General features: G+C 72.8%; 10 protein-coding genes. 1 reads left to right on the forward strand and 9 read right to left on the reverse strand.

The window, feature by feature from the left end; translation table 11 throughout:
- Window positions 1–77: 77 nt before the first annotated feature.
- The 8 genes from ACH4VO_RS07345 to ACH4VO_RS07380 all read right to left on the reverse strand — a co-directional run bounded on the left by ACH4VO_RS07345 (window position 78) and on the right by ACH4VO_RS07380 (window position 20304).
- The gene (locus ACH4VO_RS07345; protein WP_360988842.1) at window positions 78–1775 is read right to left on the reverse strand and encodes an ABC transporter ATP-binding protein; all 1698 of its coding nucleotides are present in this window, start codon (window positions 1773–1775) and stop codon (window positions 78–80) included.
- On the reverse strand, window positions 1765–12771 hold the full coding sequence (locus ACH4VO_RS07350) for an amino acid adenylation domain-containing protein (RefSeq protein ID WP_398440890.1): 11007 nt from the start codon (window positions 12769–12771) through the stop codon (window positions 1765–1767). Before ACH4VO_RS07350 ends, ACH4VO_RS07345 begins: the two co-directional genes overlap by 11 nt.
- A gap of 56 nt (window positions 12772–12827) precedes the next feature.
- Window positions 12828–14615: an ABC transporter ATP-binding protein gene (locus ACH4VO_RS07355; protein ID WP_360985042.1), complete on the reverse strand. Its 1788-nt coding sequence runs from the start codon at window positions 14613–14615 to the stop codon at window positions 12828–12830.
- Window positions 14616–14658: 43 nt separating this feature from the next.
- Window positions 14659–15708: an iron-siderophore ABC transporter substrate-binding protein gene (locus tag ACH4VO_RS07360; RefSeq protein ID WP_360985039.1), complete on the reverse strand. Its 1050-nt coding sequence runs from the start codon at window positions 15706–15708 to the stop codon at window positions 14659–14661.
- A gap of 102 nt (window positions 15709–15810) precedes the next feature.
- Window positions 15811–16662: an ABC transporter ATP-binding protein gene (locus tag ACH4VO_RS07365; protein ID WP_360985036.1), complete on the reverse strand. Its 852-nt coding sequence runs from the start codon at window positions 16660–16662 to the stop codon at window positions 15811–15813.
- 42 nt (window positions 16663–16704) lie between these two features.
- The gene (locus ACH4VO_RS07370; protein WP_360985096.1) at window positions 16705–17766 is read right to left on the reverse strand and encodes an iron ABC transporter permease; all 1062 of its coding nucleotides are present in this window, start codon (window positions 17764–17766) and stop codon (window positions 16705–16707) included.
- Window positions 17767–17783: 17 nt separating this feature from the next.
- Window positions 17784–18842: an iron ABC transporter permease gene (locus tag ACH4VO_RS07375; protein WP_360985033.1), complete on the reverse strand. Its 1059-nt coding sequence runs from the start codon at window positions 18840–18842 to the stop codon at window positions 17784–17786.
- Between the two features lie 55 nt (window positions 18843–18897).
- Complete coding sequence (locus ACH4VO_RS07380) at window positions 18898–20304, reverse strand: SidA/IucD/PvdA family monooxygenase (protein WP_360985030.1); 1407 nt, start codon at window positions 20302–20304, stop codon at window positions 18898–18900.
- Window positions 20305–20555: 251 nt separating this feature from the next.
- Between ACH4VO_RS07380 and ACH4VO_RS07385 the strand changes: the two genes are divergently transcribed.
- Window positions 20556–21500, forward strand: coding sequence for a methionyl-tRNA formyltransferase (locus ACH4VO_RS07385; protein ID WP_360985027.1), 945 nt, complete (start codon window positions 20556–20558; stop codon window positions 21498–21500).
- Between the two features lie 541 nt (window positions 21501–22041).
- On the opposite strand, the gene ACH4VO_RS07390 is transcribed toward ACH4VO_RS07385, so the two are convergent.
- Window positions 22042–23307 carry a lectin gene (locus tag ACH4VO_RS07390; RefSeq protein WP_360985024.1) on the reverse strand — a complete coding sequence of 422 codons (1266 nt, stop codon included), beginning with the start codon at window positions 23305–23307 and terminating at the stop codon, window positions 22042–22044.
- Window positions 23308–23789: the final 482 nt, after the last annotated feature.

Below are 23789 nucleotides of genomic sequence, written 5' to 3' on the forward strand. Positions count from 1 at the left end.
CGGCGGGCGGGACGGGCGGCCGAAGGGGAGGGCCGGGTGTCCCGGGGGCCTCCCCCCGGGACACCCGGCCGGGCGGCTCAGCGAGCCACGGCCAGGCAGTAACCCTCGTCCGTGGCCAGGAGGTTGCGATGGGTGCCCTCCGCGATGACGGCCCCCTCGTCCAGGACGAGGACACGGTCGGCGGCGTCCAGGAGGGCGGGGCTGCTGGTGATCACCACGGTGGTGCGGCCCCGGCGCAGGGCGGCGATGTTGCGCGCGACGATCTGCTCGGTGACGGCGTCGACCGCCGTCGTCGGGTCGTGCAGGACCAGGACGTCGGTGTCGGCGGCGAGGGCGCGGGCCAGGGACAGGCGCTGGCGCTGACCACCGGACAGGTTCGCGCCGCGGTCACGGACAGCGTGGTCGAGCCCGTCACGGTGGAGGGCGACGACATCGGTGAGCATGGACGCCTCCACGGCCTCGGGGACCGTCCGGCTGGTGCCCGAGGGATCGATGTTCGTGCGGAGCGTGCCCGCGAAGATCTCACCGTCGTACGGGTTGACGAGCATGTGCGCGCGGACCGCCTCGACCGGCAGGTCCCCGATCTCCCGCCCGCTCACCCGGACCACCCCGTCGTACGCCTCCGGTGGGGTGTTCACGGCAAGGACCGACGCCAGGTCGGCCGCTGCGCGCGGCTGATAGGCGGTGATCGCCACGAACTCCCCTGCTTGCACCTGGAACTTCAGCCCGCGCAGGGAGCCGTACCGGACACCGTCGATCTCCAGGTCTCCCCCGGCGGCCGGCCGCCCGGAGCCCGGGGCGGATACCGGCGGCGCGGCCAGGACGAGGGCCATGCGGTCGGCCGACGCGCGCGCTGTCATCACGTACTTCGGCATCTCCGAGAACAGCTTGAGCGGCTCCATGATGAACTGCGCCAGCCCCACGGCCATCACGAGCGCCCCGAGGGTGATCCGGCCCTCGAACGCGAGCAGGCCCGCGCTCAGGGTCACGGCGGCGGCCAGGACCGCGTTGAGAGCCAGGGCCGTGCCCGCGTACACGCCGTTCACCCTGGCGACGGTGACCGCCTGGTGCTTCGCCTCGGTGCTGAGCGTCCGGTAGGAGCGGAACGCCGCGTGGTTGCCGCCGAAACCGTGCAGCGGGCGCAGGCCGGTGATCAGGTCGGCGACCTTCGCGCCGGCCCGGGCGACCCGTGCCTGCTGTTCGCGGGTGCTGGAGCCGATCCGCCGTGACATGACGCTCAGGACGGAGAGGATCGCGACGGTCCCCACGATCACGAGCAGGCCGAGCCGGACGTCGGCCAGGCCCAGCGCGACCGCCGCGACCAGCACCGCGACCAGGGAGCTGATCAGCAGAGGGACCACCTCGATGATGTCGGCCGTCTGGTCGGCGTCCTCGGTGGCGATGGTCAGCACCTCGCCGGACTTCAGGCCGACGTCCCTGGGCACCGGCTGGAGCCCGCAGGCCGCGACCCGTACCCGCCAGCGGTGTGCCTCGGTCGTGTTGGCCTTCTGCAGGATGCGCATCCCGAACCGCCAGGACAGCGACACCGTCGTGATGATCACGGCCAGCGCCGCGATCGAGAGTCCGAGCGAGCCCAGGTTCCGGTCCCGCATCGTGTGCTCGACGATGAGGCCGAGCGCGATGGGGAAGGCGGTCTCGGCGGCCTGGTACAGGCCCATGAGGGCGGTACCCGACGTCATCGCGCCGAGGTTCCGGCGCAGGGCGGTCCGCAGGATGTCGGAGCCCGTGCGGGGCCCTCGCGTGTCAGTGGTCATCGAGGTGACGGGCAATCGCTTCCGGGGTTCGCAGGGTGAGCAGGTCACGAATCGTGATCACGGGGCCGAACTCCCGGCGGAGCAGCCCGATCAGCCGCACCGCCAGCATGGAGTGCCCTCCGAGCAGCACGAAGTCGCTCACCGCGCTCACCTCCTCGTCGTCCAGGTCCAGCGCCTCGGCGAAGAACTCGCAGACCAGCGTCTCCGTACCGGTCCCGGGTCCGCGCTCGCCTCCCGTGGTCAGCACGCCCAGCGGTCTGGCCTCCGGCAGGGTCTTCGTGTCGGCTTTTCCGTTCACCGTCAGCGGGATGCCGTCGACCTGGGCGTAGTGCGTCGGGCGCAGGAAGTCCGGGAGCCCGGCGCACACTTCGGCCGCGACCGCCGCCAAGGGGGCGCCGTCCAGGACGAGGTAGGCGGCCAGCCGGTACGCGCCGTCGGCCTGCGGGTCGGGCTGGGCGACCGCGGCGGCGAACCGTACCGCCGAGTGCGCCGCGAACGCGGCCTCCACCTCGCCGGGTTCGACCCGGTGTCCCCGGATCTTGACCTGCTGATCGGTGCGGCCCAGGTACATCAGGTGCCCGTCGGGGCGCCGGACCACCAGGTCCCCCGTGCGGTACATGCGCTCGCCCGGCCCGCCGAAGGGGCATGCCACGAACCGGTCCGCGGTCCGGCCGGGCTGCCCGAGGTAGCCCCGCGCGATACCGGTCCCCGACACGTACAGCTCACCCGGGACGCCGTCGGGCAGCGGCCGCAGCCACGGGTCCAGCACGTACACGTCGGTGTTGTCGATGGGCACGCCCACCACCGGGTCGGCGCACTCGAAGGTGCCGGCCCCCAGGGTGTTGATGGTGTACTCGGTGGGGCCGTAGAGGTTGTAGCCGGCCGTCCCCTCGGTCTCGGCGAGCCTCCGCCACAGCGCCGGGGGGACGGCCTCGCCGCCGAGCAGCACCAGCGCCGGCCGCCGCGCGGGGTCGTCGAGCAGCCCCTCGGCCACCAGGTGCTGTGCGTAGGTCGGGGTCACGTTGACGACGTCGATCCCGTGCTCGGCGCAGTACTCGACCAGCCGGGGCGCGTCGCGGCGCAGTTCCTCGTCGCAGATGTGCACCTCGTGGCCGTCGGCGAGCCACAGCAGTTCCTCCCACGACATGTCGAACGCGAACGACACGGTGTGGGCGATCCGGAAGACCCGGTCGCCGTGCCCGGCCAGCACCGGCGCGAAGATCCGGCGCTGATGGTTGACCAGCATGTTGGTGAGTCCCGCGTACTCGGTCACCACGCCCTTGGGCTCTCCGGTGGATCCGGAGGTGTAGATCGTGTACGCGGGGTGCCGCAGGCGGTCCGGGTCGTCCGGGGCGAACGTCACGTACGGGCGGGCCTCGGGCAGCGGGCGGTCGAGCTCGATCAGTTCGCCGGTCAGCCGGGGGGACACGGCGCTGACGGTGAGGATCACGTCCGGCCGTGCGTGGCCGACGACGGCGGCGATCCGCTGGTCCGGGTGGTCCAGCTCCAGCGGCACGTACGCGGCGCCGACGCGCAGGACCGCGAACAGCGCCACGATGGAGTCGAGGGACCGGGGGATCGCGAGGCCCACCGTCGTCTCCGGCCCGAGGCCGCGGCCGGCGAGGACCCCGGCCAGCGCCCGGCTGCGGTCCCGGAGTCCGGCGAACGTCAGGGTCGATCCGTGGGCGACGAGGGCGATCCGGTGCGGGTCGCGGTCCGCGGCCCGGTCGAACCGGTCGACGACGGTGTCCGTGCCGATGTCGGTGCGCTCCGTCGGTTCGGGCTCCGGCCCCAGCCCCTTCAGCGCCCCCACCGGCCCGGTCGAGAGGGCCACGTCGTCGAGGACGCGCAGGTAGTCGTCGAGGAGACGGCGGGCGTGGGCGGTGTCGTCGTCGCGGTACTCCAGCTTGACCGTGAGCCGCTCGCCGGGGGTGACGACCCAGGTGAACGGGTAGTGCGTCGAGTCCTCCGCCGTCACGGAGGTGATGCCGTGGCGGGTGTGCATCTCGGCGAACGCCTCCAGGTCCAGGAAGTTCTGGAGGACGAAGAGGTTGTCGAACAGGCTGTCGTGCCCACTGGCCCGCTGGATCTCGCCGAGTCCCAGGTGCTCGTGCTCCATGGCCTCGACGCGGGCCGCCTGGACGGCCGACAGGTACTCCCCCACCGTGTCGCCCGGCCGTGGCCGGGTCCAGAGGGGCACGGTGTTGAGGAGCACACCGACGATGCCGGAGAGGCCCTCGCCCTCCCGGCCGGAGACCGTCACGCCGAACACCGCGTCGCCGCGGCCGGTGTGCGCGCCGAGCAGCAGGCCGAAGGCGCCGGTCAGTACGGTGTTCAGCGTGACGCCGTGCGCCTTGGCCGCGTCCCTCAGGAGCGTCGACCGCTCGGCGGAGAGCGTGTGCACGAGGGCGCGCGGCAGGTCGTCCGGGAGGGCGGGCTCCGGTCCGGCGAGCAGCGTGGGGCCGGTGAGGCCGGCCAGGTGCCCGGCCCAGAAGCGTTCCGCCGCGGCGGCGTCCTTGGCGGCGAGCGTACGGGCGTAGTCCTCGAAGCCCGGCGTGAGCGGGACCGGGACCAGTGGCTCGCCCGCCACGGCCGCCCGGTAGGCGTCGAACAGGTCCCGCAGCACGATCTCGCGGGACCACCCGTCCCACAGCAGCAGGTGGTAGCTGAGCAGCAGGCCGTCGCGGCCCTCGGGCAGCCGCAGTACGGTCAGCCGGATCAGGGGCGGTTCGCCGGGGTCGAATCCGGTGTCGCGATCCTGGGCGCGCAGGGCGTCGACGTCCGCCTCCGTCCGTGGGACGGCCGTGCGGACGGGCACCCGCCGGCCGGCTGCGAGGATCTGCACCGGGTTCCCGTCGTCGTCCGTGGTGAATCCGGCGCCGACGGCCGGGTGGCGCCCGGTCACGTACGCCATCGCCTCGGCCAGGGCGTCGGTGTCCAGGCGCCGGTCGAAGGTGAAGTAGCTCTGGGCGACGTAGTGTCCGGCCGTCCCCGCCATCTGTGCCTGGAAGTACAGGCCGCGTTGGAGCGGGGTGACGGGGGCGGTGCGCTCGGCGGTGGAGGCGTCCGCGATGCGTTCCAGCGCGTTCCGCCAGTGTGCGGTGATCGCGTCGGGGATGCCGTCCGCGAGGGTGAAGTCGGCGTGCAGGCTTCCGGTGGCGTCGTCGGTCCACGCGTTGACCTCGACGGCGTAGGGGCTGTCGCCGTCCCCGCCGGTCAGGCGCGGCGCGTGGGACTCGCTGCCCCGGCCGAGGTAGTTGAACAGCACCTGCGGGCGGGTGCGCAGCAGCGGGGCCGTCTGCGGGTTGAGGTATCTGAGCTGACCGTAGGTGACGTGCCCGCGTTCGTCCGGCTGGCGGGCGGTGACTTCGCGCGCCGCCGCCACGGGGTCGGTGTGCGCGGTGAGCCGTACGGGGGCGATGGAGGTGAACCAGCCGACCGTGCGGGTGTAGTCGTGGTGTTCCCGTACGGGGACCCGGCCGTGCCGTTCCAGCTCGACCGCGAGGTCGGTGGGTGAGGTCTGGATGTGTGTCAGCGCGGTCCGCAGCGCGCCGCACAGCAGCTCGGTGAGGCCCAGCCCGAGTACGGCCGGCGCGGTACGCGTCACCTGTCCGCTCACGTCGGGCGGGAGCACGACCGTGGTCGTGCGCAGCGGGCCGGGCTGGGCGCCGGGCAGCAGGGCGGGGGCCCCGAGGGTGGCCATCCAGTGTCCGAGACGGTCGGTCACCAGGGCGGACCCGGTGTGCAGGGTTTCGGCGTACTCGGCGTACGGCGTGGTCGGCGGTGCGAGGGCGGTGCCGCGCAGGGCGGCGGCCAGGTCGTCCAGCAGGATCAGCCAGGACACCGCGTCGACCGCGAGGTGGTGGACGGTGACCACCAGGGTGCGGCTCGCCTCCAGCCAGGAGAAGGCGATGACGTCGCCGGCCTCGGGATCGAGGCGTCCGGCGGCCTCCTCCGCGGCGGCCGCCGGGCCGGCCGCGTCCGTCCGGAGCACGGTCACCTCCCGAGCGGGCCCGGTACGCAGCGTCCACACGCCGTGCTCGACGTGCAGCCGCAGCCGCAGGACCGGGTGCGTGGCGACGACCGCGTCCGCGGCGCGCCGGGCGTCGGCCAAGCCGGTTCCCTCCGGTGCCACCAGAGCTCTGGCCTGGGCGAACCGGGCGAGCGGGCCGCCCATGTCCCGTCGGCGCAGGATGATGGGCGTCGGTGCCAGCGGCCCGTCCCCGGCGGGGGCGTGCGGCGCGGTGTGGGCCGCCAGGGCCTGTACGGAGTCGTCCCGCGGCGTCGCGGGACGACTCCGTACAGGTCCTAGGTGCGCGGCGAGCGCACGCGGTGTCCTGAGGAGGAACACGTCCCGTGGCGCGAGGGGCAGTCCGAGCGCCCTGGCCCGGTTGATCACGGTGATGGCGACGATGCTGTCGCCCCCGGCCACGAAGAAGTCGGTGTCGGCGTCGACGGGGACGGAGCCGGGCAGTGTGCCGGCGAAGACGCCGACGAGTGCGGCGAGCGCGGAGCCGGCGGGCGCCGCCGCCGGGGGCTCGTCCTCGGCGGCACGCTCGGTCAGGGCCGTGCGGTCCAGTTTGCCGTTGACCGTCAGGGGCAGGGCGTCGGCGCGCAGCACCCGGGCCGGCACCATGTGGGCGGGCAGGCGCGCGGACAGGAGACCGGTGAGTCCGGCCGGCGGTTCGCCCACGACGTGCGCGACCAGGTGGTCGCCGTCGGCGGAGACGGTGACGGCGGCGTCGGTCACCCCGTCGACCGCCCTGACGGCGGCCTCCACCTCGCCGAGCTCGATGCGGAAACCCTTGAGCTGCACCTGGTCGTCGGCGCGTCCGACGAACTCCAGCTCGCCGTCGAGCGTACGGATGGCGAGGTCGCCCGTGTGGTACATGCGGGATCCGTCACCGGCGAAGGGGTCGGCCACGAACCGGGCCGCGGTGAGCCCGTGCCGGCCGAGGTAGCCGAGGGAGAGCTGGTCCCCGGCGACGTAGAGGGCGCCCACCCGGCCCGGCGGCACCGGGCGGAGCCGGTCGTCGAGCAGATGGGTGGCAAGGCCGGGGATCGGGCCGCCGATCGGGCTGACGTCGTGGTCCAGGTCCTCGTCGGTGAGTACCCGGTGGGTGACGTGGACGGTGGTCTCGGTGATGCCGTACATGTTGACCAGCTCGGGCGACGCGGTGCCGTGCCGCTCGGCCCAGGGGCGCAGCCGGCCCGGGTCGAGGGCCTCGCCGCCGAAGATGATCCGGCGCAGTGCGGGGAGCGGCACACCGGCCTGCCGGTCGGCCTCGGCGAACTGGTGGAAGGCCGACGGGGTCTGGTTCAGTACGGTCACCCCCCGTTCCCGCACCAGCCGGTGGAAGTCCAGCGGGGAGCGCGTCAGTCCGTACTCCGGTACCAGCAGCTCCGCGCCGTGGACCAGTGCGCCCCACAGCTCCCAGACCGCGAAGTCGAAGGAGTACGAGTGGAACTGGACCCACACGTCGTGCGGGCCGAAGTCCATGTCCGGCCGGGTGCGCGCGAGCAGCGACACCACGGCGGAGTGCGGGACGACGACGCCCTTGGGCCGGCCCGTCGATCCGGAGGTGTAGATCACGTACGCGGGATCGTGCGGGCCGGTCTGCGGCCCGGTCGCCGCGGCCTGCGACGAGGGCCGGTCGGGCTGCGGGGGCTCGTCGCCGTGCGGCTGCGCGTCCCCGTGCGCGGGCACCTCTCCGTGCGCGGGCGCGTCCCCGTGCGGTTGTTCCTCTCCCAGCACGAGTACCCGGGCCGGCCCGCTCAGCAGCCGTGTGAAGCGGTCCCGCTGCTCACGGTCCACGAGGACGACCTGCGGAGCGGCGTCGGCGAGGACGTGGGCGAGCCGTTCGTCCGGGTACGCCAGGTCGAGCGGGACGTACGCGCCTCCGGCGGTGACGACGGCGACGAGGGCCACGACCTGTTCCGGCGAGCGGGGGAGGGCCACCGCGACACGGCCGCCCGGCCCGACCCCGGCGGCGCGCAGGACCGAGGCCAACGCGTCCTTCGCCCGGGCGAGTTCACCATAGGTCAGGGACCTCGTCCCGCCGTCGAGGCGGCAGAGGGTGACCGCGGTGGCGGCCGGGTCCCGGTCCGCCGCGGCGTCGAACAGCCCGCCCAGGGTCGTCGGTGCGACGGGGCCGGGGCGCGGGCTCTCCTCGGGCACCAGGTCACCGACCGGGGTGTCCGGCCGGGTGAGCAGAGCGGTGAGGGTACGGGTGAACGTGTGCAGGATCGCCCGGGCGCCCGCCTCCCGCAGGAGATCGCCGTCGTAGATCAGGCTGAAGCGCGGGCCCTTGCCGGGGGTGCGTCCGACCACCAGCGTCAGCGGGTAGTGCGGGGCGCCCTCGTTCGCGATGCCGGTGACGACCAGCTCGTCGCCGGTCCCGCGCAGCTCCTCCACCTCGGTGGGGACGTCGAACACCACCAGGGTGTCGAAGAGGCCGCCGGCACCGGCCAGGCGGCCGGTCCTGGACAGAGAGACGTGCTGGTGCGGCAGCACCGCGCTGCGATGTTCCCGCACCGAGGTCAGCAGGTCCCCGGCCGTGGTGGAGCCGGCCCACCGGGCGCGCACGGGGATCGTGTTGATGAACAGGCCCACCATGTCCTCGATGCCGGGCACCTCCGCGTCGCGTCCGGACACCGTCGAGCCGAACACCACGTCGCGGGTGTGCAGGAGGCCGCCCAGGGTCACCGCCCAGGCGCTGTGCACGGCCACGCTCAGCGGGACGCCGGCCGCACGGGCCGCCGTGTCGATGTCGTCCGCGGGCTCCACGGCCGTGTCGGCGAACCGGTCGGACGGGGTGTGGCCCTCGGCGACCAGCGACGGGCCGGGAAGCCCGGCGAGCTGGTCGCGCCACACCCGGTCGCTCTCGTCGTGGTCGCGGCCGGCGAGCCAGCGCACGTAGTCGGGGAAGCCACCGAGCGGGTACACGGTTCCCGGCGCGTGGTACTCGGCCAGCAGCGCGCGGAGCATCGCCGGCACCGACCAGCCGTCGGCGACGATGTGGTGCACGGTCTGCACCAGCACGGTGCGCCCCGGGCCCCCGCGGACGAGCGTGTACCGCATCAGGGGGCCGGCGGCCAGGTCGAACCCGGAGCGGCGGTCCCGCTCGGCGAGGTCGCGGATCCCGGCGTCGGTGATGCCGGGGCGTTCCAGTGTGGTGAAGGGTGCGCCGACGCCGGCCTCCAGGACGGAGACCACACGGCCGTCGGCGAGGGCGGTGAAGCGCGCGGCCAGGTTCGGGTACAGCGTGAGGAGCCGGGTGGCCGCCGCCGCGAGGCGGTCGGCGTCCACCTCGCCCTCCAGCGTCAGCACCTGCTGCTCGACGTAGCGGCCGGACGCGTCGTCGTCGAAGACGGAGTGGAAGTACAGGCCCTCCTGCAGGGGGGTCAGTGGCAGGATGTCGCGCAGTCCGGGGCCGTCCAGGGCGTCGACGTCGGCCTGGGTGAGCTCCACCAGGGGGAAGTCGCCGGGCGAGTGGCCGCCCCGCTCCAGTGCGGCCAGTCCCGCCAGTGCCTTGCGGAAGTACGCGCCGATGGCGGTGATGTCCTCGTCGGTGAACATGCCGTCGGGCCAGGAGATCGTGGTGACGAGCTCGTATCCGCCGGTGGGGGCGGGTTCGGCGATCGCGTTGAACTCCAGGGCGCGCGGCAGGCGCATCCTCGGGTCGCGCTTCTCCCCCAGCTGTCCTGTGGAACCGGCGAACTGCCAGTCCTCGGAGGTGCACGGGTCGAAGCGGCCCAGGTAGTTGAAGAGCACCTGCGGTGAGGGGACGTCGAACGCCGTGCCGGCCAGGTAGCGCAGTGCGCCGTAGGAGATGCCGTTGCCCGGCACGCGGGCGAGGTCGTCCTTGACCGCCTTGAGGGCGGCGGCCAGGTACTCGGGTGCGGTGGGATCGGTTGCCGGGCCGGGGTCCACCGTCACCGGGAAGAGGGTGGTGAACCAGCCCACGGTCCGCGACAGTTCCGGTTCGTAACCGGCGGTGTCCGCCACGAAACGGCCTTCGCGGCCGTGGCCCTCCAGTTCGATGTGGGCGAAGGTCTGGTCCTGCCCGAGGTCGCGCCGCCACCGCGTGAGGGTGACGGCGAGCGCGGTCAGCAGTACGTCGTTGACGCCCGCGTGGAACGCCGCGGGGATCTCGCCGAGCAGCGCGGCCGTGATCTCGGGGCCGACGGCGACGGTCCGGATCCGTTCCCGGGCCACGGTGTCGGCGGCGGACAGGGCGCGCCTGCCCAGCGGGGCGTCGGGTCCGGGCAGCGGGCGCTGGAAGCAGGCTCGGTCGGCGCCGAAGTCCGTGCGTTCCAGCAGTTGCGTCCAGCGCCGGAACGAGGTGCCCACGGGAGGCAGGCTGATCGGCTCGCCCGCCGCGAACTGCCGCCAGGCCGTGGCCAGGTCACCCGTGAGTACCCGCCAGGACACGCCGTCGATCACCACGTGGTGGACGACGACGACCAGCTGCCGTGACGCGCGCCGCCAGACGGCGCGCAGCATCACGCCGTTGTCCGGGTCGAGCCCGGCGGCGGCGAGCGCGGCGCACGCGTCCGGTTCCAGGTCGCTCTCCTGCCACCGCGCGCCGGTGCCGTCGGCCTCGGGGACGTCGAAGCCCCAGCGGTCGCCCCGCACCAGCCTGGCCCGCAGCATGTCGTGCCGGTGGACCACGGCGGTGAGGACCGCGTCGAGAGCGGCGGGAGTCAGCTCCGCCGGGGTGTTCAGCACCACCGACTGCACGAAGCCGTCGATGGCGTCCGTGGTCTCGCCGAGCCACTGCACGACGGGTGATCCGGCCACCGGACCGGTCGCCGTGTCGCCGTGTTCCACCGGGGACGGTTCCTCAGGGCTCGCCACCGCCGCGAGGGCGCCCACGACGCTGTGGGTGAAGATCTGCCGTGCCGTGACGTGGAGGCCCGCGTCGCGCAACGCGCTCAGCAACGAGATCGCCAGGATGCTGTCTCCGCCGAGCTGGAAGAAGTCCTGGTCCGCTCCGACCGCGTCCAGCCGCAGCACCGCGGCCACCGCCGCGCACACGAGGCGCTCGTTCTCGGTGGCGGGCGCGACGAGTGGGCCGGTGCCGGTCCCGGGCTCCGGCAGCGCCGCCCGGTCGAGCTTGCCGTTGGCGGTGAGCGGGAACTCCCGCATGACGACGAGGTGGGTGGGCACCATGTACTCCACCATGTGGGCGACAGCCCATTCCCTGATCTCGTCCGCGCCCAGGTCCTCGCTCCCGGCGGCCGGAATGGCGTAGCCCACCAGGTAGGTGCCGCCCGCGGTGTTCTTCTTCGCGACGACGCAGGTGTGGCGCAGCCCGGGGTGTTCCGCGAGTCCGGCCTCGACGTCCTCGATCTCCAGCCGCATGCCGCGGATCTTGACCTGGTTGTCGGCCCGGCCGAGGAAGTCCAGCGACCCGTCGGGGGCGAAGCGCGCGAGGTCACCGGTCCGATACAGCCGGGAGCCGTCCCCGGCGAAGGGGTCGGCCACGAACCGGGACGCCGTCAGGCCGGGCGCGTTGACGTACCCGCGTCCGAGGAGGAAGCCGCCGACGTACAGTTCGCCGCCCACGCCGACGGGTACCTGGCGCAGCTCGTCGTCCAGGACGTACAGCCGGGTGTTGGGGTTGGCCCTGCCGATCGAGGTCGACAGGCGTTCCGCCGCGCCCCGGTAGACGACGTGCGAGACCCCGATCGTCGTCTCGGCGGGGCCGTAACCGTGGTACAGGGGGATGTCGAGCCGGGTGCGGAAGCGCTCGTACAGCTCGGGGGTCAGCACCTCGCCGCCGCACCAGACATGGCGCAGGCTGTCCAGTTGCCCGGAGCCGCCGGTGATCTCCAGGAGCACGTCCAGCATGGACGGGACGAGGTAGGTGAAGGTGACGCGCTGTTCGGCGATGACGCTCAGCAGGTGGTGCGGGTCGCGTTCGCCGCCGGGCCGCAGGACCACCAGCCTGCCGCCGCGGACCAGGGGGAGGAATATCTCGTTGACGGAGATGTCGAAGGACAGCGGGGCCTTGAAGAGTGACGCGTCGTCAGTCCCGAAGCCGAGGACCTCCTGCGACTGCCACAGCAGGCGTTCGCTGATCGCCTCGTGCCGGATCATCGCGCCCTTGGGGCGGCCGGTGGAGCCGGAGGTGAAGATGACGTAGGCCAGGGCGGCACCGGGGACGGTGGCCTCGGACCCTTCCACGGGCTCGGCGCCGAAGCGCCAGTCGCCGAGGTCGACGGCCACGGCTTCCGGTTCGCCCTGCGCGCACGCGCCGGAGCCGTTGAGCTGCAGCACGGCGCCGGCGTCCTCGACGACGACGGTCCGGCGCGCGGCGGGCCATTGCGGGTCGAGCGGCACGAAGGCGCACCCTGCCCGGAGCACGCCGAGGAGTCCGATCACCATGTCGGCGGAGCGGGGCAGCGAGATGCCGACGATCTGCTCGGCGGTGAGCCCGCGGCGCACCAGATGGTGAGCCAGCTGGGCGGAGAGCTGGTCCACCTGGCGGTAGGTCAGCGTCCGCCGCTCGTCCACGACGGCGACGGCGTCCGGCCTCGCCCGCGCCTGCTCGCGGAACATCTCCATCAGGGTCGGGCGGACCCGCTCGGCGTACGTGTCGTTCCACTCGGCCAGCAGCCCGGCCCTCGCGGCCGCGCCGGCCGGGCCGACGGTGCCGAGCGGCCGGTCGGGGAAGTCCGCGAGGTCGTCGAGGGCGAGCTGCGCCTCGGCGGGTACGACCCCCGCGGGGACGGCGATGCTCCGCCCGTCCACGCCGGCCTCCCAGCCTCCGGGCGCGCGGCCGCCGTGGGCGGCCCAGCGGAGGACGTCGGCGAACAGGGTGGCGGGGTCGAGGTCCAGGCCGTCGGGGCTGAGCCCCGTCGCCCAGTACGACAGCCCGATGGCGCAGGCCTCGGCGACGGTCCTGTCGGAGTAGTCACCGATCCGTCGGCGAACGCCCGCCAGGCGTGTCGGGGTGAGCAGCACCTGACGAGTGGTCGGTTGCGTCATCGAAGACCCCTCACCTTTCCTGAATAGATGGTTAGCCTAACCTAAGTAAGGCTGGCCTAACTACCCTCGCGCCAGGCCTGCCACAGTCGCGCGTACCGGCCGCCGAGGGAGACCAGTTCCTCGTGGGTCCCCTCCTCCACGACGCGCCCCGCGTCCAGCACGGCTATCCGGTCCGCCGCCATCGCCTGGGTCAGCCGGTGTGCCACGAACAGCGTGGTCCGGCCCGCGCACGCCGCGAGTACGGCCCGCTCCAGCTCGGCGGCGCCCTCGCTGCCCGCCTCGGCGGTCGACTCGTCGAGCACCACCACGGGCGCCCGGCCCAGCACCAGCCGGGCCAGGGCGACTTGGGCGACCTTGGTGACGTCGAGCCGCTCGCCGCCCTCGCCCACCAGGGTGTCCAGCCCGTCGGGCAGGGTCTCGGCCCACCCGTCGGCGCCGACGACGCGCAACGCGTCCATCAGTTCGGCGTCGTCCACCTCCGGCGCGGCCAGCCGCAGGTCGTCGGCGAGCGAACCGGAGAAGATGTGCGTCTCCTGCGTCAGGATGCTCACCAGCGCTCGCGCCCCGGCCTCGTCGAGACCGGCGAGATCCCGCGTGCCGACGCGCACCGAACCCGCCTGCGGCGTGCCGATGCCCGCGATCAGCGCGGCCAGGGTGGACTTGCCGGCGCCCGTCGCCCCCACCAGGGCGAGCGAACCTCCCGCCGGAATGGTCAGACTGACGTCCCGCAGGACCGGCTCCTCGGCGTCGGGATAGCTGAACGTCAGCCCCCGCACCCGCACCGGGTACGGCTGGGCGTGCGCCGGCCTGACGGAGGTGTCCCCCACCAGCCGGTCGTCCGCGCGCTCCCCCAGCACCCCGACCAGGCGGGTCAGGCTCGCTCCCGACTTCTGCGCCTCGTCGAAGGTGAACATGATGGCGCCCAGCGGCGTGAACAGCCGGTGGAACATCAAAGGGGCCGCCGACACCTCACCGAGACTGGCCGCGCCGGCATCGAGCAGGGCGTACCCCACCACGAGGATCAGGACCAGCCCGATGAACTCGGCCCGGTTCTCCCGGCCGACGAACCGGCCGAAGAACCGGAAGACCTCGATGCCGAGATCCCGCACCCGCCACGACTCGGCCGTGACCTTCTCGCGGAAGGCGTTCTCCAGGCGGTAGGCCCGGACGGTGTCGATCCCGTTCAGTCCACTGATCAGCGCCTGCGCCCGGTCGGCCTGCGCCGCCCGCTGCTTCCGGTAGAGCGGGGCGGACCGGGGCAGGTACCAGCGCAGGGCCAGACCGTACGCGGGCAGCGCGCCGGCGCCCGCCAGACCGAGCCGCCAGTCCAGTCCGAACATGCCGATCGTGGCGACGGCGACCAGGACCCCTGCCGTGAACACGGTGGGGACCGCCGTCCGGACACCCCGGGACAGCACGGCCACATCGTCGCCGACCCGGGAGAGCACATCGCCCCGGCCGGCCTGCTCGATCCGCGCGCTCGGCATCCCGAGGACCGCCCGGACGGCGCTCTCCCGCAGCCGGGCGAGGAGATCCGCACCGAGCCGCCCGATCAGGTACGTCGACACGGCGGTGGCCGCCGCACCGAGCAGCGCGGCAGCCACCAGCCAGGCGCCGACCGTGCCCAGGACCGAGCGTGACGCGCCCTCGGCCACCGCGTCGACCACCCGGCCCAGGAGCAGCACCGGGAGCACCTGGAGGACGGCCCCAGCCACCGTGGTGAGCAGGGTGGCGGCCGTCAGCCAGGGCACCTGGCGGCAGTGTGCCGCGACCCACCGGGTGGCCACTCCTCCGGTCGCCGTGCCCAGGACCGCGGGGGCGGCGCGCGTGCCGGTGGTACTCATGGGCGGGCCCGGGCGGGGCGGGGGCGGGACGGTACGGACGACGTCACGGGCCGACCGACTCGACGAGTTCGTCGATCGCGTACGGCAGGGAGAGCAGGGTGCTCTGGGACATGGCGGCGCCCACCGCGGGACCCTCGCTGTCCAGCAGGTAGGACACCTTCCCGTTCCTGGCCGCGGACAGGTTGGCGAACAGCTCGAACTTCTTCAGCGCCTCCTGGTCCGCCCTGTCGTTGATGACGAAGACGCGGTCGACGTCGACCAGGTCGACGCGCTCGGGTGAGAGCCGGGTGTAGAACGTGCCGCCCGCGATCTCGTCGATCTTCGTCGCCCCCTTGAAGCCGATGCCGGTCACCAGACGCCCGCGCACGTCGGTGGTGGTGAAGGGCGCGACCGAGTTCTCGTACCAGGACAGGGCGACGGCGGTCTGGTCCGCGAACTCCGGGTGGGCCTCCCGGGCGTCGTCGAGCTTGGCCTGGATGCCCTTGACCAGCCCGGCGCCTTCGGCCTCCTTGCCGAGCGCCTTGGCGATGTGGACCGCGTTGTCCTGCCAGGGCGCGCTGAACGGTTCCTTCTCGGCCTTGGTGCGGCCCACCGTCGGGGCGATGGTGGAGAGCTTGTCGTAGGCGTCCCGGTCGATCTCGGAGTAGACCGCGACGATCAGGTCGGGCCGCAGGGCCGCGATCTTCTCGTAGTTGGGGCCCGCGTCGCCGTTGCTCATGACGACCTCGGGGCGGGTGCCGCCCCACTTGTCCTTGACCCAGGGCCACTGGGTGTTGATGTCGGGGGACGTGCCCGCCGGGTTCGGGTACTGGTCGACCATGCCGACCGGCTTGATGCCGAGCGCCAGGACGGCCTGGTCGTCGGTGTAGCCGACGGAGACGACCCGGCGGGGGGCCTCGGTGATCTCCGTGGAGCCGAAGGCGTGCTCCACCGTGACCGGGAACGCACCGCCGGCCGCGGCCGGGGCGCTGTCGTCCGCCGTGTCCGGGGAGCCGGAACCGCATCCCGCGAGGAGGCCGACGGCGAGGAGCAGGGCGGCCAGTGCCGCCGCCGGCCTCCGCGGCCGGGTGAACGTCGTTCTGTGGAGAGGCATCCGGAAGTCCCTTGCTTGCGCGCTGTCGGCGACGCCCCGGACCCGGGGCGGACACACCTCACGACAAAGTGAGGTTAGGCTAACCTAATCACATCATCGCCGTTACGGGGAAGGCGGGTTGAGCTGGACATGCGTCCGGCCGATGGGCACGACGAGCGGCCGGCCACCGACCGGATCCTCGATCACCCGGGCACGCAGCCCGAAGGCCTCCCGCAGCAGCTCGGCGGTGATCACGTCGCGCGGGTGCCCCTGCGCCAGGATCTCCCCCGCCCGCATCACGACGAGGTTGTCGCTGTAGCGCGTGGCCAGGTTGAGGTCGTGCAGCACCATGACCACGGTGCGCCCCGACTCGTGCAGGTCGTCCACGAGGTCGAGTACGTCGATGGCGTGCGCCAGGTCGAGATAGGTGGTCGGCTCGTCCAGGAGCAGCAGGTCGGTGCCCTGGGCGAGGGTCATGGAGATCCAGACCCGCTGGCGCTGCCCGCCCGACAGCGAGTCGACCGGACGGTCCGCCAGTTCGGACACCCCGGTCATGGCCAGCGCCCGCTCCACCACGGCCGCGTCGTCCGACGACCACTGCCGCAGCCAGCTCTGGTGCGGGTGGCGGCCGCGGGCGACCAGATCGGCGACCGTCAGCCCGTCCGGCGCGACCGGCGCCTGCGGCAGCAGCCCGAGCTTCCTGGCCACCTCCCGCGTCCTGAGTCTGCCGATGTCCTCGCCGTCGAGCACGACCGTCCCCCCGTCCGGCTTGAGCAGCCGCGTCAGGGTCCGCAGCAGGGTCGACTTCCCACAGCCGTTGGGTCCGATGATCGTGGTGACCACCCCCGGGGGAATCGTCACGTCGAGCTTCTCGATGACGGTCCGGCTGCCGTACCCGACCGTGACGGCCCTGGCCGCCAGTCGCGCCGTGTCGTCGGCCCCGGACCGGGTCCCGGTGATGTGCTGAGCGGCCACAGGCCCCCCTCTGTGTCGGTTGTTTCCGGCTGTTCGGTTGCTCTACCGCAGGTTCGCCCTCACCAGCAGGTACACGAGGAAGGGGCCGCCGATCCCGGCGGTGACCACGCCCACCGGGAGGGTGACGGGCAGCGCCGTACGCGCGACCAGGTCCGAGCCGGTCAGCAGCAGCGCACCCACCAGGCCGGAGGCCACCATGGGCGGGGTCGGGTACCTCGTCAGCCGCATCGCCACCTGGGGGGCCACCAGCGCGACGAACGGCACGGGGCCCGCCGCGCTCACCGCCAGCGCGGCCAGCAGCACCGCGCACAGCAGCAGGAGCGCCCGCACCCTCGCGTACCGGACGCCCAGGCCGGCCGCGACGTCGTCGCCGAGATGAAGCGGCTTGAACTGGAACGCGGCACAGGCCACCACGGCCAGGAGGACGAGGGTGCCCCGCAGTGCCACCCCGACCTCGTCCCACGACCGGCTGTCCAGCGAGCCGACCAGCCACGCCTGGGCCCGGGTGACGTCCCTGATGTCCGCGGTGACGAGCAGCCAGGTCGTGATCGCCTCCATCACGGCGCTCACCGAGATCCCGATGAGGATGAGCCGGAAGCCGTCGATCCCGCGCCGCCACGCCAGGAAGTACACCAGCAGTCCCGTTCCGAGCCCCCCGGCGAGCGCCGCCGCGGACAGTCCCACGGAGCTGACGACCGCCGCGGCGGCCCCGCCCGACACCGTCACCAGGAAGACCGCCACCGCTCCGGCGCCCACCGTGATCCCCAGGACGTCCGGGCTGGCCAGCGGGTTGCGCGCGACGGACTGCGTGAGGGCCCCGGACACCCCGAGCGCGATCCCGACGACGAGTCCGGCCAGGGCCCGTGGCATCCGCAGGTCCATGATGACGAACGCGTCGACCCGCTCGCCCCGGCCCAGGAGCGTGGCCGTCACCCGGGACAGACCCACGGGGAAGTCCCCGATGCTGAGGGACAGGCAGAACACCAGGAAGGTCGCCGCCAGCAGCAGCAGCGTGACGCACACCGGCCAGGGCCGCCATACGAAGGAGAGGGGGCCGACCCGCACGCCCGGCGGCATCGGCGGTCTCACGTCGGTCCCGTTCACGCGCACTTCGGTCCCGGTCACGCGCTCCTGAACCTTCCCCGCCACACCAGCACCGCGAAGAACGGGGCGCCGAGGAGGGCGACGACGACCCCGGCGTCCAACTCGCCGGGCCGCACGACCAGTCGGCCCACGATGTCGCAGACCAGCAGGACCAGTGCTCCGAGCAACCCCGCGTACGGCACGAGCCAGCGGTAGTCGGGCCCGGTCAGATACCGGGCCACGTGGGCCACCATGAGGCCGAGGAAGGCGATGGGACCGCACGCCGCCGTCGCGGCGCCCGCCAGCAGGGTGACGGCGACGATGCCGACGGTCCGGCTCGGCGCGAGGTTGACGCCCAGCCCCCGTGCCACGTCGACGCCCAGGTCGAGAAGGTTGAGGGAGGGCAGCGTGGTCAGTGCCAGGACCAGACCGACGGCGACGAACCCCGCCACCGGCCGGATCACGTCGAAGCCGACACCGGCCGGCGAGCCCGCGTTCCAGAACCTCAGCGCGTTCAGCGACTTCTGGTCCGACAGTGCGACGGCGGTGGTCATCGCCGCGAGGAACACCGTGACCCCCTGCCCCGCCAGGGCGAGGGTCAGCGGGTTGCCCGCCCCCCGCCCGATGCTCGACAGCCCGAAGACGACCACACCCGCGACCGCCGCCCCGAGGAAGGCGAACCAGACGTACTGGAAGGGGTCGGTGAAGCCGAACACGGCGATCACGGTCACCACGGCGAACGAGGCCCCGCTGTTCACGCCGAGCAGGCCCGTGTCCGCGACCGGATTGCGCGTGAACCCTTGGATCAGCGCCCCGCCGACGCCCAGGGCGATGCCCGCGACGACGGCGAGCACCGTGCGGGGCACCCGCACGGTCCGCACGATGAGCCTGATCCCCGTGAGCCCCTGGTCGGGATCAGGTGCCGCGAACAGCGCGTGCCACACCTCGGCGGGGCTCAGGGCGCGCGTGCCGACGGCCAGCGACACCGCGCCGGCGGCGGCGAGTGCCACCACCAGGCCGCCCAGGCCCACGACCCGCCGCCGGCGGGCCTCCGTCACGGCTCCCGGTGCCGGACGCTCCACCACAGCTGTGCTCATGTCGACGTACGCAGTCCCTCGTGATCCATGGGCCGGACTCGCCGGTGCGGGGTGCTCACGCCCGGGGAGGATGGGCCGCGGTGCGGTGGGAGGTGCCGCCGCCCCGGCCGGCGACCGGCCGGGCCTCGCCGGAGGCGGCCGTGACGGCCCGGTCCAGCAGCGAGTCCAGGATCTCGCCCACCCGGACAGCCGTGTTGGACAGCAGCGCCGAGGTGATGCCGTGTGTGTGCTCCGTACCCCCCTGGAGGTAGATGCCGCAGCGCAGGGCGGGGTCGGTCGCGATGCGGTAGTCGCGCTCGACGCGGACGCGGCCCTCCTCGTCCCGCAGGCAGCGGTCCCCGACCTCGTCCAGGAGGCCGAGGGGGTCGACGGGGCTGTAGCCGGTGGCGAGGACCACGACGTCGGCGTCCAGGACGGTCTCCTCACCCGTGACGAGGGACGTCACGGTGGCGCGGACCTTGTCCGGCGTCTCCTCGACGTCGGCGAGCCGCGACACGTTGAGGAAGCGCAGCCGTTCGGTGCCCAGGACCTTCTCCTGGTACATCAGCCGGTACAGGTCGTCGATCAGGTCGATGTCCACCACGGAGTAGTTGGTGTTGCCGTGGTAGTCCATCAGCCGGCGTTTGACGCTCTCGGGCGCGGCGAAGTACTCGTCGACGGCGCCCGGGTCGAAGATGCGGTTGGCGAATCCGCTGTCGTCGGCAGGGCTGTAGCCGTAGCGGGAGAAGACCGCGCAGATCTCGGCCCGGGGGAAGCGCCGGTGCAGGTAGGCGACGTTCTCCGCGGCGCTCTGACCGGCGCCCACGACGACGAACCGGGAGGGCGAGGTGCCTTCGAGGCTGTCGACCTTCGCCAGCAGTTCGGAGGTGTGCCAGACGCGCTCGCCGCGCTCCACGCCCTCCGGCAGGAGGGGGCGCAGCCCGGTTCCGATGACGAGGTTGCGGGCCCGGTGGACCGCCAGCCCCTGCGCGGAGCGGACGGTGACGTCCAGGTACTCCACGGCTCCGTCGCGGACGACGGGCGTGACGCCGACGACCTCGTGACCGTAGGAGACCGACGTGCAGACCTTGGCCGCGGCCCATTCCAGGTAGTCGTGGAACTCCACCCGCAGCGGGAAGAGGTTCTTGTGGTTGATGAAGTCGACCAGCCGGCCCCTGCCCTTGAGGTAGCAGAGGAAGCTGTAGTCACTGGTCGGGTTCCGCAGCGTCACCAGGTCCTTGAGGAAGGACACCTGCATGGTCGCGTCGTCGATCAGCATCCCCCGGTGCCAGCCGAAGCGCGGCTGCTGCTCGAAGAAGTGCGCGCTGACCGGCTCCGGTGTGCTGACATGTGCGCCGTCCTGCGTGCCGGTGCGGGCGTTGTGCTCGCTGATCGCGATCGCCAGGGCCACGTTGGACGGCCCGAAGCCGATGCCAATGAGGTCGTGGACGGGTGGTACGTCGCCAGGGTGAACCGGTGACATGTCACTCCCATCGTGCGGGGAAGCCGCCTGTCAGGCGCGCAAAGGGCGCAAGGGTACGGGAACTGAGCACGCCGATCGAGCGGCCCGCTGAACTTAGGTGAGCCTAAGCTAATCCCATGGAGCTGTCGACAGGGCGGCGCCGCGAGCGGCCGCCGAAAGCCTCTCAACTGCCTCCGGAGTCAGCTTCGTTGCGTAGTAAGGTAAGCCTTGCTTTACTGAGCGGGCCATTCCCTGCTCTGAGGAGGAACCCCATGCGGGTCGTCATGTTCGGATACCAGACCTGGGGCCACCGCACCCTGCAAGCCCTCCTGGACTCCGAGCACGACGTGGTGCTGGTCGTGACCCACCCCCGGAGCGAGCACGCGTACGAGAAGATCTGGAGCGACTCCGTCGCCGACCTGGCCGCCCGGCACGACGTCCCGGTGCTCATCCGCAACCGCCCCGACGACGAACTGTTCGCGCGCCTCCAGGAGGCCGAGCCGGACATCATCGTGGCCAACAACTGGCGGACCTGGATCCCTCGGCGGATCTTCGCCCTCCCGCGCCACGGCACACTGAACGTCCATGACTCGCTGCTGCCGAAGTACGCCGGCTTCTCCCCGCTGATCTGGGCTTTGATCAACGGGGAGTCCGAAGTGGGCGTCACCGCGCACCTGATGAACGACGAACTCGACGCGGGTGACATCGTCCGGCAGGAAGCGGTCCCGGTCGGACCGGCGGACACCACCACCGACCTCTTCCACAAGACCGTCGACCTGATCGCCCCGGTCACCCTCGGCGCACTCGGCCTCATCGCCGCCGGGCAGACGGAGTTCACCCCGCAGGACCGTTCCCGGGCCACCTTCTTCCACAAGCGGTCCGCCGAGGACGTCCGCATCGACTGGACCTGGCCGGCCGAGGACCTCGAACGCCTGGTCCGCGCCCAGTCGGAGCCGTACCCCAGCGCCTTCACCTTCCACCGGGGCAAGCGGCTGGAGGTCCTCGCCTCGGTGGTGTCCGAAGGCCGCTACGGCGGTACGCCCGGCCGGATCTTCTACCGCGAGGGCGACGGCGTGGTGATCGTCGCCGGGGCCGACGCCCGCACCGGCCGCAACCGGGGGCTGGCCGTCACCCGTGTCCGGACCGAGGACGGCCGGGAGATGCCCGCGACGGAGTACTTCACCTCCATGGGCGGCTATCTGACGGGCCGTCCCTGAGCCCGGCCGCTTCTGGCCCCCGCCGCTCCTGAGGGGCCGTCCGCGCCCGCCGACAGCGGGGACGGCCCTCAGGAGCGTCCGCCGCGTGCCGGCGGCGCGGGCAGAGCCGTGTACCGGGGGTACCAGGTCCGCGCGCGCGATCACGGCCTCAGTGACGTCCGGCTCCGGTGCGCAGGCGGACCCGGGCGGCCGACAGCCCCTGGCCGGGGAGAGGGGTGATCACCTTGACGGAACCCCGCGTGCTGACGGATTCCGGGGTCCTGGCACACCCCACCCCGGGCGCGGCGACGGCAGCGAACCCGCCGAGGGCCGAGGCGTCCGCCGGAGATGCCCTCGGGGCGCGGCCGGCGGTCCGTGTGCGGCCGGCGTCCCCGCCGCGGCGGTGCGCGGGTGAGGGCGCCGGCCGCCGCCGGGGACAGGTGTCCGCCCGGGGAGTCGCTTTCCTGCGGCCGGCCCGGAGGGCTGCGGTCACCGCCGCCACGGTCCCCGGGCCACCCCCTGCGGGTGCGGTCCGGGGACCGATGTCAGCCGGGCATCACGGTCACCGGGTCACCGTCCACTTCTGGTTGGCCGCGCCGGTGCAGGTCCAGATCTGCAGCCGGGTGCCGTTGGCGCTGCTGCCCCCGCTCACATCGAGGCACTTGTTCGCCTGCGGGTTCACGATGTCCCGGGCAGCCGGTGTCGCCCACTGCTGCGCTGCCGTCCCGTTGCAGTCCCACAGCTGCACCCGGGTGCCGTCCGCCGTACCGCCGGAAGCGACGTCCAGGCACTTGCCCAGTGCCCGTATCGTGCCGTCGGCACCCACCGTCCACTGCTGCGCGGCCGTCCCGTTGCAGTCGTACAGCTGCACCGCCGTACCGTTCGCCACCGCGCCACCGGCGACGTCCACACACTTGCCCGCGAGGCCGGTGATGGGACCGCCGCCGCCCTGCTGGCCGCTGCCGGAGCTCACCCGGACGTAGTCGACGAGGAGTTGCTGCGGGAACGCCGTGCTGGCGTCGGGGTCGCCCGGCCAGTAGCCGCCGACCGCCAGGTTGAGGATCACGAAGAACGGCTTGTCGAAGACCCACTGCTTGCCACCGAGGTCGGCGGGGGTGCGCCGCTGGTAGACGGTCCCGTCCACGGACCAGGTGATGGAGTTCGGGCTCCAGTCGACCGCGAACGTGTGGAACGCGTCGGCGAACGCCTGCCCGCCGGGCAGGGTGTAACCCGCGCCGATGCCCCCGCTGCCGGAGTAGCCGGGGCCGTGCAGGGTGCCGTGCACAGTGGACGGCTCGAAGCCGACGTTCTCCATGACGTCGATCTCGCCGGAGGACGGCCAGCCCACCTGGCCGATGTCGTCGCCCAGCATCCAGAAGGCCGGCCACATGCCCTGCCCGCGCGGGATCTTCATCCGCGCCTCGACCCGGCCGTACGTGGTGGTGAACCTGCCCGCCGTGTTCAGCCGGGCGGAGGTGTACTCGCACCGCCCGTACCAGCACTGGTAGTTACCGGGGTTCTCCTTGCGCGCGGTGACGACGAGATGGCCCTGCCCGTCGAGCGCGGCGTTGCTGTTGCCCGCGGTGTAGTACTGCCGTTCGTGGTTGTTGACGTTGTCGCCGGTCTCGGTCTGCCACTTGCCGCCGTCGACGGCCGAGCCGGCCGGGCCGTCGAACTCGTCGGAGAACGTGACGGCGGCCGGTACGGCCTCGGAGGCCGTACTCACCGGCGCGGGCGCGCTCTGCGCGAGTCCGGTGGACAGTGACGCGAGGCCGAGTGCCATGACGAGGGACAGGACCAGACGTCGGGGATGACGCGTGGAACTCATTCCTTCTCCCTTCGGGGAGCGTGGGGGGCATGGTCCGCGCCTGACGTGCACATGTCACATATGGACGAGTCGGACAGGGCGGACGGGAGGCGTGGGGCGGACCGTGGCGGTTACTTCATTACGTGATTTAAGGAATGAACGCCAGGCCTGTCAAGGCTTTGGTACGGACCGGAGTTGTGTTCATGTTCTGACGTCACGTCTCCCGGGCCCGGCCTGTCATCCCGCCTACCGCCCGGTCGGGAACGGGTGGAGCCGAGGCTCAACTGCTCGCCGCCCCGGGGCGTCAGGGCGGCGAGCAGTCCCCGCTCGCCGCCGACGACTTCACACCGGCCCCCGTCCCGGTGGACGCCGGTGCGCTGGCGGCCCGGCGGAGCAGGCAGGAAACGCCTTACGGTGACCTGTGCTCCCGAGCGCCATCGCACTCGCCGGGGGGCGCACCCACGTCCGCCGCGGCCCGGTCGGGACCACACGGGGACGGTGCC

Origin of the sequence: Streptomyces sp. NPDC020780, from assembly GCF_044334475.1 — a bacterium.
Taxonomy (GTDB): domain Bacteria; phylum Actinomycetota; class Actinomycetes; order Streptomycetales; family Streptomycetaceae; genus Streptomyces.

Excerpts from the sequence above, each read along its gene's own strand:
- ACH4VO_RS07380 (WP_360985030.1), bottom strand. The coding sequence starts at position 20,304 with ATGTCACCGGTTCACCCTGGCGACGTACCACCCGTCCACGACCTCATT.
- ACH4VO_RS07385 (WP_360985027.1), top strand. The coding sequence starts at position 20,556 with ATGCGGGTCGTCATGTTCGGATACCAGACCTGGGGCCACCGCACCCTG.
- ACH4VO_RS07390 (WP_360985024.1), bottom strand. The coding sequence starts at position 23,307 with ATGAGTTCCACGCGTCATCCCCGACGTCTGGTCCTGTCCCTCGTCATG.
- ACH4VO_RS07355 (WP_360985042.1), bottom strand. The coding sequence starts at position 14,615 with ATGAGTACCACCGGCACGCGCGCCGCCCCCGCGGTCCTGGGCACGGCG.
- ACH4VO_RS07350 (WP_398440890.1), bottom strand. The coding sequence starts at position 12,771 with ATGACGCAACCGACCACTCGTCAGGTGCTGCTCACCCCGACACGCCTG.
- ACH4VO_RS07360 (WP_360985039.1), bottom strand. The coding sequence starts at position 15,708 with ATGCCTCTCCACAGAACGACGTTCACCCGGCCGCGGAGGCCGGCGGCG.
- ACH4VO_RS07345 (WP_360988842.1), bottom strand. The coding sequence starts at position 1,775 with ATGACCACTGACACGCGAGGGCCCCGCACGGGCTCCGACATCCTGCGG.
- ACH4VO_RS07375 (WP_360985033.1), bottom strand. The coding sequence starts at position 18,842 with ATGAGCACAGCTGTGGTGGAGCGTCCGGCACCGGGAGCCGTGACGGAG.